Source organism: Halomonas sp. HAL1, from assembly GCF_030544485.1.
In the GTDB taxonomy this organism is placed as follows: domain Bacteria; phylum Pseudomonadota; class Gammaproteobacteria; order Pseudomonadales; family Halomonadaceae; genus Vreelandella; species Vreelandella arctica.
In genome coordinates this window covers 1,526,021-1,538,632 of the sequence record NZ_CP130610.1, presented here as the reverse complement: position 1 = coordinate 1,538,632, position 12,612 = coordinate 1,526,021, and the positions used below count along the sequence as shown (strand labels likewise).

The 12,612-nt window shown below is 52.8% G+C and carries 11 protein-coding genes; 2 read left to right on the top strand and 9 right to left on the bottom strand.

Annotated elements, in window-relative coordinates; translation table 11 throughout:
• Positions 1-30: 30 nt before the first annotated feature.
• From sixA to Q3Y66_RS07215, 4 genes are all read right to left on the bottom strand, one after another.
• Positions 31-510: a phosphohistidine phosphatase SixA gene (sixA, locus tag Q3Y66_RS07230; RefSeq protein WP_008958634.1), complete on the bottom strand. Its 480-nt coding sequence runs from the start codon at positions 508-510 to the stop codon at positions 31-33.
• Entirely contained in the window at positions 503-1,606 is a 1,104-nt protein-coding gene (locus tag Q3Y66_RS07225; protein WP_008958633.1) for an NAD(P)H-dependent glycerol-3-phosphate dehydrogenase, read from the bottom strand. Before Q3Y66_RS07225 ends, sixA begins: the two co-directional genes overlap by 8 nt.
• Before the next feature lie 166 nt (positions 1,607-1,772).
• Positions 1,773-3,707 carry a molecular chaperone HtpG gene (gene htpG, locus Q3Y66_RS07220; protein ID WP_008958632.1) on the bottom strand — a complete coding sequence of 645 codons (1,935 nt, stop codon included), beginning with the start codon at positions 3,705-3,707 and terminating at the stop codon, positions 1,773-1,775.
• 133 nt (positions 3,708-3,840) lie between these two features.
• Positions 3,841-4,173: a YkvA family protein gene (locus tag Q3Y66_RS07215; protein ID WP_008958631.1), complete on the bottom strand. Its 333-nt coding sequence runs from the start codon at positions 4,171-4,173 to the stop codon at positions 3,841-3,843.
• A 137-nt stretch (positions 4,174-4,310) separates the two neighbouring features.
• Here Q3Y66_RS07215 and Q3Y66_RS07210 point away from each other — a divergent pair, with 137 nt between their 5' ends.
• On the top strand, positions 4,311-6,260 hold the full coding sequence (locus Q3Y66_RS07210) for a transglycosylase SLT domain-containing protein (protein WP_008958630.1): 1,950 nt from the start codon (positions 4,311-4,313) through the stop codon (positions 6,258-6,260).
• Between the two features lie 30 nt (positions 6,261-6,290).
• On the opposite strand, the gene Q3Y66_RS07205 is transcribed toward Q3Y66_RS07210, so the two are convergent.
• Entirely contained in the window at positions 6,291-6,947 is a 657-nt protein-coding gene (locus tag Q3Y66_RS07205) for a LysE family translocator (RefSeq protein ID WP_008958629.1), read from the bottom strand.
• 135 nt (positions 6,948-7,082) lie between these two features.
• On the opposite strand from Q3Y66_RS07205, the gene Q3Y66_RS07200 reads away from it, so the two are divergent.
• Complete coding sequence (locus tag Q3Y66_RS07200; RefSeq protein WP_007114660.1) at positions 7,083-7,286, top strand: cold-shock protein; 204 nt, start codon at positions 7,083-7,085, stop codon at positions 7,284-7,286.
• 80 nt (positions 7,287-7,366) lie between these two features.
• On the opposite strand, the gene Q3Y66_RS07195 is transcribed toward Q3Y66_RS07200, so the two are convergent.
• The 4 genes from Q3Y66_RS07195 to Q3Y66_RS07180 all read right to left on the bottom strand — a co-directional run bounded on the left by Q3Y66_RS07195 (position 7,367) and on the right by Q3Y66_RS07180 (position 12,396).
• Positions 7,367-8,164: a hypothetical protein gene (locus tag Q3Y66_RS07195; protein ID WP_008958628.1), complete on the bottom strand. Its 798-nt coding sequence runs from the start codon at positions 8,162-8,164 to the stop codon at positions 7,367-7,369.
• 44 nt (positions 8,165-8,208) lie between these two features.
• Positions 8,209-9,168: a lipid kinase YegS gene (gene yegS, locus Q3Y66_RS07190; RefSeq protein ID WP_008958627.1), complete on the bottom strand. Its 960-nt coding sequence runs from the start codon at positions 9,166-9,168 to the stop codon at positions 8,209-8,211.
• Positions 9,169-9,206: 38 nt separating this feature from the next.
• A complete protein-coding gene (gene pepN / locus Q3Y66_RS07185; RefSeq protein WP_008958626.1) occupies positions 9,207-11,837 on the bottom strand; it encodes an aminopeptidase N in 2,631 nt (876 codons plus the stop codon).
• Positions 11,838-11,910: 73 nt separating this feature from the next.
• Entirely contained in the window at positions 11,911-12,396 is a 486-nt protein-coding gene (locus Q3Y66_RS07180; protein ID WP_008958625.1) for a YajQ family cyclic di-GMP-binding protein, read from the bottom strand.
• Positions 12,397-12,612 lie beyond the last annotated feature (216 nt).

The following is a 12,612-nucleotide window of genomic DNA, read 5'->3' as shown; positions in this document are numbered from 1 at the left end:
CCGGCAGCCGCTTTTTGGTCTTTATGGCCATCAAAGCTGGCTGGGCTGGGTAAACCGCTTCAGCTGCGCGCAGCCTGCCGCCCATACCTCGGCTTCAAACTCGGCGATGGCGGCGGTAGGAAAGCCAATGCCTTGGGCAGGGCTACCCTCGACCAACAGCCCCGCTAAATCGCCCACCAGCGGCATATGACTAACCAGCATAATCGGTGTGCCCTCAGGCTGTTCAAGCAGCCAGTCGCTCACAGCGCTGGGTGAGTCCTCAGGGGTGATAAAATCTAGCGTCTCAAGGGGAGTACCCAGCGCGTCGCACAGCGTTTGCGCGGTTTGTTGCGCTCGTGCGTAGGGGCTGGCATACAGTATTGGCATTGGCAGTTCGCCAGCCGCCACACGCTCGGCCAGCCAGCGCGCCATTTTTTCCGCCTCACGCTCACCGCGGGGCGTTAAGCGGCGCGCATGATCGGGATACCCTGGCCCAGCCTCGCCATGGCGCATGATCAACATATCAGGCATTCGAGCCTCCGTTTTTTTGAGAGGGAGGAGCCTGGTCATGATGGGCTTGGTCGCGATGAGCCTGCTGAACGGCCTCACGAGGCAGAATAAACTCTACATCACTACTCTGCTCACCCATCATCAGGGTACGCGCCATATCTTGAGCAGGCACGCCGTCAAACAGTACGTGGTGAAGCCCTTCCGCCAACGGCATATAAACACCCATTTCGCTCGCTTTAGCACATACCAGCTTCACTGTATTAACGCCTTCCGCCACTTGACCAAGTGAATCAACGGCTTCTTCAAGCGTCCGCCCCTCCCCCATGGCATAACCAACCCGGTAGTTACGCGATAAATTAGACGAGCAGGTAACGATTAAGTCTCCTACGCCTGCCAAGCCTAAAAAAGTCATCGGGTTAGCACCCTGGGCAACCGCAAAGCGGCTCATTTCAGCCAGTGCGCGGGTCATCAACATACTGCGGGTGTTTTCACCCATACCCAGCGCCGCCGCCATGCCCGCCGCAATGGCGTAAATATTTTTTAGTGCGCCACCTAACTCAACACCGTGGCGATCATCGCTGGCGTAAACGCGGAAATAACGGCAGCCCAGCGCTTGCTGAACCCGCGTGCGGGTTAACGGGTCAGCGCTAGCAATGACCGTAGCGGTTAACTGTTTATCGGCAATTTCAGACGCCAAGTTAGGCCCTGCAATCACACCAATGTGGCTAAAGCCTGTCTCCTGCTCAAGTACTTGGCTCATGAGCAAGAAGCCGTCCTGCTCAATCCCTTTGGTGGTACTTACCAGAATTTGCTCCGGTCTCAGCCACGCTTTTGCTGCTTGCACCACGCTGCGAAAGGCCTTTGAGGGAATCGCAATCAGCACCAGGGAGGCATCAGCCAATACAGCCTGCATATCGGTTGAAGCTTCTACGGCTGGATTCATTGCGTAATGAGGCAGATAGCGACCGTTACGGTGTTCATTATTTATTTGCGCGACCAGCGTTTCGTCACGCATCCACTGACGGACGCGGGCGCCATTATCGGCGGCAATACTTGCTAATGCCGTACCGAAACTACCGCCTCCGAGTACGGCGACCTTGATTTGCTGCTCAGCCATGATGGTGTCCTAATAAGTCTCGCAGAACGTACACGCCCACTTTATCAAAACTAGCCTACTAAAACAGACGGCCCGCTTGGGTAACCAAACGGGCCGTCTTGGGCGCTGATAAATATGAGCGTTAGTTACTAACGCCTAAGCAATAGCGCCTTAGTGTAAGAACCTACTAGGCGGTCAGCACACTGTTAAGACGCTTCACGTAGGCGGCAGGATCATCCAAATGACCGCCTTCAGCAATGATGGCTTGATCCAGCAGGATGTAGGAAAGCTGCGTGAACAGATCACCTTCAGCCCCTTCCAAGCGGGCCACTAGCGCATGACTGGGGTTCAGCTCAAGAATCGGCTTCACCTCGGGCAGCGGCTGCCCTGCCGCTTCCATAATGCGGCGCATCTGATAGCCCATCTCATGCTCGGGTAACACTACACAGGCTGGCGAGTCGGTCAGGCGATGCGTGATTTTCACTTCCTGCACGCCGTCGCCTAGCGCTTCTTTGACGCGCTTAACCAGATCCTCTTTCGCTTTAGCGGTCTCTTCCTGGGCTTTCTTCTCTGCTTCATCTTCTACATCGCCAAGATCAAGCTCGCCCTTGGCGACATCGGCAAAGGTGTTGCCATCGAACTCAGTCAGATGGCTCATCAACCAGTCATCAATACGATCCGACAACAGCAGTACTTCGATGCCTTTTTTACGGAAGATTTCCAGATGCGGGCTATTTTTCGCTGCATTAAAGCTATCAGCCACGACGTAGTAAATCTTCTTCTGGCCTTCTTTCATGCGCTCGACATAGTCAGCCAACGCATGTTCCTGGGTAGCCGTATCGGTGTGGGTTGAAGCAAAGCGCAACAAACCAGCGATTTTTTCGCGGTTAGACGGATCTTCCCCCGGCCCTTCTTTCAATACGCTACCAAAGGTATTCCAGAAGGTTTGGTACTGCTCTTTGTCCTTAGCAAGCTTCTTGAGCATATCCAAGCCGCGCTTGGTGAGCGCCGACTTGATTTTATCGACATTGGGGTCTTGCTGGAGCAATTCACGAGAAACGTTGAGCGACAGTTCACGAGTGTCCAGTACGCCTTTAATAAAGCGCAGATAGAGCGGCAGGAACTGTTCAGCATCGTCCATGATGAAGACACGCTGAACGTAGAGCTTCACTCCTCGTGCCCCATCACGATCGAACATATCAAACGGTGCACGCCCTGGCACATACAGTAGGCTGGTATATTCAAGCTTGCCTTCGACCTTATTGTGACTCCAGGTCAGCGGGTCGGAAAAATCGTGGGCAACGTGCTTGTAGAACGCCTTGTACTCATCGTCGGAAACCTCGCTCTTGGGACGCGACCATAACGCCGTGGCCTCATTAATGGTTTCCCAGGTCGTTACTTCACTACCCTCAATGCTGTTGCCTTCGTCGTCCTTCGCCGTTTCAATCTTCGGCATACGCACGGGCACTTCGATATGATCCGAATATTTGCGTACCAGACTTTGTAGACGGTAATCATCGGCGAACTCTTTGGCGTCCTCTTTCAGGTGCAGGGTAATTTCGGTCCCGTGCTGGGCTCGCTCAATATCAGCAACGGTAAACTCGCCTTCCCCTTTGGAACGCCACTCGACACCTGCGCTGGCATCGGTACCTGCTTTACGGGTACGCACCGCGATTTCATCAGCAATAATAAAGCCTGAGTAGAAACCAACGCCGAACTGACCAATCAACTTGGCGTCTTTCTGCTGCTCACCGGAAAGTTGCTTGAGAAATTCAGCGGTACCTGAACGCGCGATGGTGCCTAAGTTAGCAATCACATCTTCGCGATTCATGCCTACACCGTTATCACGCAGGGTGATAGTGTTGGATTCGTGGTCGTGCTCGATTTCGATACGCAACTCACTGTCGCCTTCATAGAGCGCATCGTTATCAAGGGCCGCGTAGCGAAGCTTATCGCAGGCGTCGGCGCCATTTGAGATAAGCTCGCGTAAGAAAATCTCTCGGTTAGAGTACAGAGAGTGGATCATCAAATTCAGCAGTTGCTTAACTTCCGTCTGAAAGCCTAGCGTTTCTTCGTGGTTAGCCGATTTATCAGTCGCTTGTTCGTGGGTAGCAGTAGTCATGCGCTTATCCCTTCTGGATCACGTTGGTCAATTGCCCCTGCGCTATTCAGCAGAGGCATAAAAAGGTTTCGTGGATCAAATATGGGGATAAACAGCACTTTTTCAAGCAGCTGGGGCTAAGAAACAACAGAGGTTAAGTAGGCGTTAGGTCGGGGTCACCGTATTTCCAAGCACGATAACCTTCTAAGCGCTGGTCGATCCGGTTGAGCAACCAGCCGACAATCAGCACATCGTCCACCACACCGATCAGCATGAGAAAATCGGGTATCAGATCAAACGGCAGTACCAAGTAACCCAAGGCTAAGGCCATCATGCCAAATGCCGACCAGGGGATGGGGCGAAAATCACCACGGATCACGTCACGTGACATTGGTACAAACAGTTTTAGCGCACGCACAATACGTTTTGCCGCCCAAACGCGGGATTTGAGTCGACGTAGGAACCACCAAGTGGATAATGGGGCCATCGTAATTAAATCCTCCTAGTATCTGGGCAGTCAGATCATGGTTATTTACATTCGTTCAGTATAGCGGTTGCTCGATAATACCTGTGGACTACCTCCACCGAGCTTAAACAGAGTTAAATTGATAGAGAGAGAGCACCATGTTGGCTTCACCATTTCGCCATACCGCTCGCGCACTATGCACAACCCTGCTGGTGGGGCTACCCGCGTTTTCGTGGGCCGCCTCAGACAGTGAGTTACGCGATGCCCTCGCTGCCGCAAGAGAGCAACAGTGGGAGCAGGTTGATAGCCGCTCAATAGAAAGCCATCCCTTAAAAGGCTATGTGGAATATCACCGGCTGAGGGGGCAACTGCCCCATCTATCGCCTGACAGCGTGCAAGGTTTTATCAACCAGTATGCTGATTCACCACTAGCGGTCTGGATGCGTGGCCAAGCGATTGCTAAGTATGGCCATGCAGGACGTTACAACGACTTACTAGCGGTCGCTGATGGCGAGCCAGCAGGTACAGCGCGGCAATGCTATTACTACACGGCGCTACTGGCTACTCAGCCCCAGCAGGCCAGCGAAGCAGGCCTTAAACTGTGGCGTACGGGCAGTTCACAGCCTGAGGCTTGCGATCCATTGTTTAACCGCCTGCGCGCTAACGGCACTATTGATGCCGCGGCCATCTGGGAACGCAAAATGTTGGCTTGGCAAGCCGGAGAAACGCGCCTTTCAAATTATCTGGGCGGGCTATTAAATGGTCAGTGGCAAACCGCGCTGGATACCATCGACAGTATCACCACCAGCAGTCACGCAATCACTCAGGCACCTTCGTGCCTAGGCCCGGAGTGTGCGGCTACCGCTAGCTTTTATCAGGCGGCCATGCAGCGATTTACACGAGAAGATACCCCCGCAGCGTTTGCTGCTTGGCAAGCGCTATCACCACGCCTAAACCTGCTGCCCAGCGACCGTGCAGCCATTGAGGAAGAGCTGGCTTTTTACGCTTTGGTTCGCGATGTGCCGGGTACACTTAGCTGGGTCGACAGCGTGCTACCAACCCTTGATAGCGAGCGTGTCTTAGAACTGCGTGTCCGCCATGCATTGGCTAATCGTGACTGGAACGGGGTGCTTCACTGGGTTGCCGAAATGCCGGTAGACCAACAGGAAAACAGTCGCTGGCAGTACTGGCTGGGCCGTGCCAACGCCCAGCTTGGCAACCATACAGCCGCCCAGGAACGTTACCAACACGCGGCGACAGATCGCAGTTTTTACGGCTTTGCAGCCGCCGAAAAACTCGGACAGCCCTATCAGTTAAATATGGAACGCAATCATTTTGACGACGCGTCGCGGCAGCGTATAGCGCAACTACCTGCCGTTCAGCGCACCGAGGCATTACTTCGCATTGGTGAAGATGGGCTTGCCAATAGTGAGTGGTTACACGCGGTGCAAAGTGGCACTCCACAGCAGGCACGCGCATTAGCCGATTATGCCGCCAAGCAGCAGTGGCACGCACGCCTAGTGCAAACCACCATTGCCGCCGAGATGTGGGACGCATTGGATTGGCGTTTTCCCCAGGCCTACCACGATAGCTTTCAGCATTGGGGCCGGCTCACCGGCGTTGATCCCTACCTACTGATGGCCATTACCCGCCGCGAAAGTGCTTACAATCCAAACGCCCTTTCGCCTGCAGGCGCGCGAGGCTTAATGCAACTAATGCCAGGCACTGCTAGCCAAGTCAGCCGCGAGTTGGGCATTAGTGATCCTGGCCCCTACGGCGTGCTGGAGCCAGAGCTAAATATCCGCTTGGGAAGCACCTACTTGCGTGACAAGCTGCAACGCTACCAGGGCAATCGCTTAGCAGCCGCTGCGGCTTATAACGCTGGCCCTGGTCGCGTTGATCAATGGCTAGGTGATGGCGTGGAGGCGTTTGACCTATTTGTGGAAAGCATCCCCTTCCGCGAAACCCGCGACTATGTGCAAGCAGTGCTTAGCTATCGAGTCATTTTTGAAAGTCTCGCCAACGGTGGCAATAGCGAAGGTGTTTCACTGCTTAGCGATAACGAACAGCAAGTGCGCTACGACCGAGCGCTGCTCGCCCGTCGTTAGACTTGCTACCCACTAGCCTTGGCGCCCGGTCTAAACCGGGCGCTGAGTGAGTGCCAGCCGGATACCAAAGATAACCAACACGGTTCCCGTGGCGGCGTTCAAGGTTTGCGCAAAACGCGCATTGGCGAGCCACTTACCGGCACTCCCCACCATCATTACCACACTGATCTGCCAAATATTGGCAATAATGAAATGTACGCCTGCCAGCCATAGGGATTTCAACAAAGCAGGATCGCCTGGGGCGATAAACTGAGGCAAAAATGCCATATAGAAGACCACCGTTTTGGGGTTCAACACATTAGACAAAAAGCCCTCTTTGACTGGTTGCCAGCGAGAAACAGCAGGCGTGTCTTTTAATACCCCATTAACAGGCAGCGGCTGCCCTCGCCGCGCTGCCAATAAACTGGTGACCCCCAGCCAAATCAAGTACCCCGCCCCTACCAGCTTCAGCATATGAAATGCCCAGGCCGATTGCAGCAGAATAAGCGAGATGCCTAACGCAGAGATGGTGGCATGAATAAACAGCCCACAGCAGATAGCTACACTGGTAGTCACACCATCGCGAATGCCTCCGCGAGCCGTGTTACGGATGACTAGCAGCGTGTCGACGCCAGGGCTAATCGTGAGCAGCGTGATCGCCACCAGAAAGGAAATAAACTGCGCATCAACAAAACCCAACTGCATCATTTGTGCTTGCTCGCAAAGAAATAAAAAATCTTAGGTATGTGGCTGGACGACAGCCGCGTTTGCATCTAGAGTAATTGTAGCGGGTGGACAATTGAGTTGCCCGTTTGAATATTAAGCACGTTAAGGAAATAGAAAATGGCAACTGGCACAGTTAAGTGGTTCAACGATACTAAAGGCTTCGGCTTCATCTCTCCTGATGACGGCGGAGACGATCTGTTCGCCCACTTCTCCGAAATTCAAGCTGAAGGCTTCAAGACCCTGCAAGACGGTCAAAAAGTCAGCTTTGAAGTGACTCAGGGTAAAAAAGGCCTTCAGGCTTCCAACATCCGCCCAGCTTAATTGCTACCGGATGGACAAAGGCCCGCTAATGCGGGCCTTTTTTATGGCTGATTTTTAAGGCTCAGCTTAGCCGCAACTGTTTATTCCGCACGATTACGATTAGCTGATTGGCTATCTTCACTGGTATCAAGCTCATCCATCTCATTAGCGCCTATATCACTATCACTCGCGTCTGACTCGATCGCTGGGCCCGTCTCGGCCTCTCGGCTCTCCAGTTCCTGAAACTGCTCATCAAGACGCTGCTGCGCTTCTTCAAAGCGACGCTCTGTATCCTCAATCAAAGCCTCAACGTCGGTAGCTTCACGGTTATCTTCCAACGGCGTTCGCTCTGGCAAGCTGCTGTCTTCGTCCCAGCTAGACGAGAAATCTTCATTTTCCATCGGCTCTAACGTGGGCGCCTGCTGTTCTACCTCTTGAAACTGCTCTTCAAGACGCTTTTCCGCTTCTTCAAAACGGCGTTCAGTTTCGGCAATCATTTCGTCTACGTCGGAACGGGTTGCCTCACCTGGCATTGCACTTTCTTCATCGAGCACATCGTCAGGGTCGGCTGCCAGCGTATCTTCTTCGGCCTCTACCATCGCAGCATCGGCAGCAGAGTTATCACCGTTTTGGCTGTCACTACCTTCACGTAGAGCTTCCGCTTGCTCAAGCTCTTCAGCGGCTTGCTGTGCCTCAATGTCATCCTCTACTTCTTCGGGGCTAGACATTTCTGCCGCGTTTTCAGCCGCTGCTGGGGACTCCTCTTCGCGCACTGCTTCATCATCCGTCACCTCAGAGTTATCATCTGGTGTTACGGTGGGATCTTCCTGGGAGTCACCGCAGGCACTCAGCAGTAGAGCCATTGCGGCAACTACAGGTATCCACACGCGATTTGCCATTAGATACTTCTCCTTTATAACGTTTAAAATCTGAGTCAAACCAGTTAAGGCCGGTTGCTGGAAGAGAGTAAGGGGCACTCCTCTGGTAACAGCACACGCAACGCTAGAGGCACTACTTCGGCACAAAAATGGTCATAACAGCGTGCCTCACCATCCAGCGTTAATGGCCAGGGCGGATCACCCGCCTGTGTCGTCAGCGTTAGTTGAGTCGTGGTGAAATAGCGCACAAATCGCCCCTCAGAGGGAAAATTTTGCAGCTCGCTAATCAGCTTGCTCAGTTCTGTCACCGAACGAAAGTCCTTGACCAGAAGCACATCCAGACGACCATCATCAAGCTTGGCCCGTGGCCCCAGCACCTGCCCTCCACCTGATTGGCGGCCATTGCCTAGTGCTAGCAATAGTAGCGATGCACTCTCCTCTTTTTCATCCCAATGCAGCGTGCCGCGATAGCTACGATGTCGCCATGCTTTGAGCGCGCCCATCAATGAATACGCGCCGCCCCCCAATAGTCGCTTTAGGGTTTTCGGCGTTGATGAGGTAATTTCAGCGCCAAATCCCCCGGTCGTCATATTGATATAGTAGCTGGTTGCGGACTCACCACCCGCACCAGCCGTCACACGCACAACGTCAATGGGGTAGGCACTTAGCGCTCTTGCGGCGGCTAAAGCAGGACCTGGCTCTAATGGCAAGCCAACTGAAGTGGCAAAATCATTGGCACTGCCTAATGGCACGATACCTAATGCCGGCCGACGATCATGGGGCAAACGCATCAGCCCGTTCATGACTTCACTAACCGTGCCATCGCCACCGCAGGCAATCACATGCGTAATACCCATGGCGTCAGATAGCTCAGCAATATCAGCAGCGTCGCCCCCTTCCCAGGTAGCTCGAACAGTAATTTGCATCCCTGCTTGGCGTTGTTCATTGACTGCTTCACGCAATGCCGGGTTACCGGCAGATTTACCATTAATAATAAGTAAATAGTGTTGCTGCGAATCTGTCACCGTTGTTGTTCCTTTCCTTGGTTAACTGCTTTTGCCCATTATGCCAGTGCTTTTTCGACCACCTCATATACATTAGAAGATAGCGGCTCTTGCTTAATACGCTCTAACTGAGACCGCATTAATGCTTGGCGGGTTTCATCAAAACGCTGCCAGCGCGTTAGCGGCGTGATAAGCCGCGCGGCAATTTCTGGATTAAGCCGGTTGAGTTCAATCACCACATCGGCCAACAGCTGGTAGCCCTGACCATCTAAGCGGTGGAAATTGACTCGGTTCTGGGCAAACGCCCCAATGAGGGCACGCACTTTGTTGGGATTTTTAAGTGAAAAAGCGGGATGTTGCATCAGGTACTTCACGCGTTCAATCACATCTTCCTGCGGGCGTGAGACTTGAATGGTGAACCACTGATCCATCACTAACGGATCATGCGCCCATTTTTCGCCAAATGATTTCAATGCTGGTGAGGCCAAATCATCGCGATCGCTGTGTACCAGTAACGTCAGCGCTTGACGAACATCGGTCATATTATGATCAGAGGAAAATTGCGCTTCACATAGTGCCAAACCTTGCTCATCTTCGATCGACATGAGATAGGAGAGCGCCACATTTTTCAGACTACGCTGGGCAATTTGCTCAGGCGTCGGTGCGTAGGGCTCCTCTGTCACATTGGCCTCATAGACCGCCATAAACTCTTCGCGTAGGGCTAACGCCAGCGATTGGCGCACAAATTCACGTGCCGCGTGTATGGCGTCGACGTCCACAATAGGCTGCTGCTCCGCTATATACGCTTCTGAAGGAAGCGTCAGCATTTCAGCTAATACCGCCTTATCGCTCATTGGGCCGTTCAGAAGTGTTTTAAAGGCATCAACAACACGGCTGTCCATCACCTTCTCGACACTGTTACGGTGGGCAGCAATTAAGTCATCCAACGCCAAGAGCGCCAAGCGCTGGCCAGCATCCCAGCGGTTGAAGCCATCGCTGTCGTGGGTCAACAAAAAGGCCAGATCTTCTCGTGAATAGGGGAAGTGCAACTTAACGGGCGCTGAAAATTCACGTAGTAAAGACGGCACCGGCGCTTCAGCAACATCAGTAAAGACAAATGTCTGCTCATCATCACGTAGGTGAATAACGGCATCTTTGCCTATTTTTTCGCCATTGAGGGTTAACGTTAAGTCTTGACCTGATTTTGTACCGACTAACCCCATACGTACGGGAATATGCAGCGGCAGTTTATCGGGCTGGCCTGGTGTCGCGGGCGTGCGCTGACGCAACGTTAAATGATATTCACCATGCACATAGTCATACTCGCCGTGAGCATCAATATCCGGCGTACCTGCCTGGGAGTACCAACGCATAAACTGGCTTAACTCTTCGCCGGAGGTTTCCGCCATGCAGCCTACAAAGGCTTCAATAGTCACCGCTTGGCCATCGAATCGCTCAAAGTAAAGATCTGAGCCGCGACGGAAATTCTCTTCTCCCACTAAATTACGCAGCATGCGTACGACTTCTGCCCCTTTCTCATAAATAGTCAGGGTGTAGAAGTTGGTAATTTCAATAAAGTGGTCGGGACGAATCGGATGTGCAGTAGGACCAGCATCTTCGGCAAACTGTGCCGTGCGGAAAAAGGAGACATCCTGGATGCGCTTAACCGGTGCAGAATTGGTATCCGCCGAGAAGCACTGATCACGGAAGACCGTAAAGCCCTCTTTCAGCGAAAGCTGGAACCAGTCACGACAGGTGACACGGTTGCCTGACCAGTTATGAAAGTATTCGTGGGCAACGATGCCTTCAACATTTTGAAAGGCGGCATCGGTAGCGGTATGGGGATGCGTCAGCACCGCGGCGGAGTTAAAGATATTAAGCCCTTTATTCTCCATCGCCCCCATATTGAAGTCATTGACGGCCACGATCATAAATAGATCCAGGTCGTACTCACGACCATATGCCTGCTCATCCCACTCCATGGCCCGTTTCAACGAGGCCATAGCATGTTCAGTTTTATCCAGGTTCTCTTGCTCCACCCAAATTTGCAGCGTGACCTCGCGCCCGCTCATGGTGGTGAAGTGGTCTTCTACTCGATGCAGGTTGCCTGCCACTAGAGCGAATAGGTAACAGGGCTTAGGATGCGGATCTTCCCAGGTGACGAAATGACGACCGCCTTCCAGCTCGCCGCGCTCTAACGGGTTACCGTTAGCCAGTAATACAGGTTCACGCTGCTGATCACCGATCACCGTGACCTTGAAGGTCGCCATGACATCGGGGCGGTCGGGGTAAAAGGTAATACGTCGAAAACCCTCGGCTTCGCACTGAGTGCAGTACATGCCGTTGGACTGATAAAGCCCCTCTAACGCCGTGTTCTCTTGCGGTGCGATCTCTACCTCACTCTCCAACACAAACCGCTCTGGAACACTGGCAATACTTAGGGTCTCTGCATCTACTTGATACGCGGATTCATTCAGCGGCGTTGCATCAATTGACAAGGAGATGAGCTTTAAATGCTCGCCGTTTAATACCAGCGGCGCATTCGCGTCAGCCTTCGCATGTCGCTCCATCAACAGTCGCGCTTTCACACGGGTCGCGGCGGGGTCAAGATCAAACGTCAGCTCGGTATGAGTTACCCGGTAAGCGGGTGGCTGGTAGTCGCTTAAATAAACCGGCTGCGGATCAGACATAGTGCGTGACTCCTGTATAAAACGAATATTTATATAGTTAACACGGGTGACGGCGGCAAGTGGCGCTGCCCTGCTAATCGCGGAAGTTATCAAACTGGAGCGGCAAATCCGGCCCCTCTTCGCCCCGCAGCAGTGTCATAACAGACTGTAAATCGTCGCGCTTTTTACCCGTTACACGCACCTTCTCACCCTGAATTTGTGCCTGTACTTTGAGCTTGCTAGCTTTGATGCGCTTAACCACATCTTTGGCTTCCGCGGCATCGAGCCCTTCCTTTAAAGCGACTTCCTGGCGCGCTTTGACACCAGAGAGCACCGGGTCTTGAACGTCCATACAGCGGGCATCGATACCACGGGCGATAAGACGGGCTCGCAGCACATCGAGCATTTGCTTAAGCTGAAAATCAACTTCAGCCTCTAGCTGCACTTTATCGCCTTCCAAAGTGAAGCTGGCGTCGACGCCTTTAAAATCAAAACGCGACTGCACTTCTCGGTTAGCTTGATCAACGGCGTTAGCACCTTCGTGCTTATCGAACTCTGAGACAATATCAAATGAAGGCATGATGTAATTCCTGACAAGACATGACCACCTATTCTAGAGCAGCCAGCCCCCTAGGGGCCAATTCTGTTGTTTATCTCTTGTTCTTTTCGGTGTTGAAGCATGCTTTATTGAACCAAAACTTGATTATCACTCACCTAAATCTATACAAAAGTTATCCTTCAAGCCCTTCAAAAAGATGTTCAACCCCTGTTAGATGACTTAGGCTAGCGCGATAAC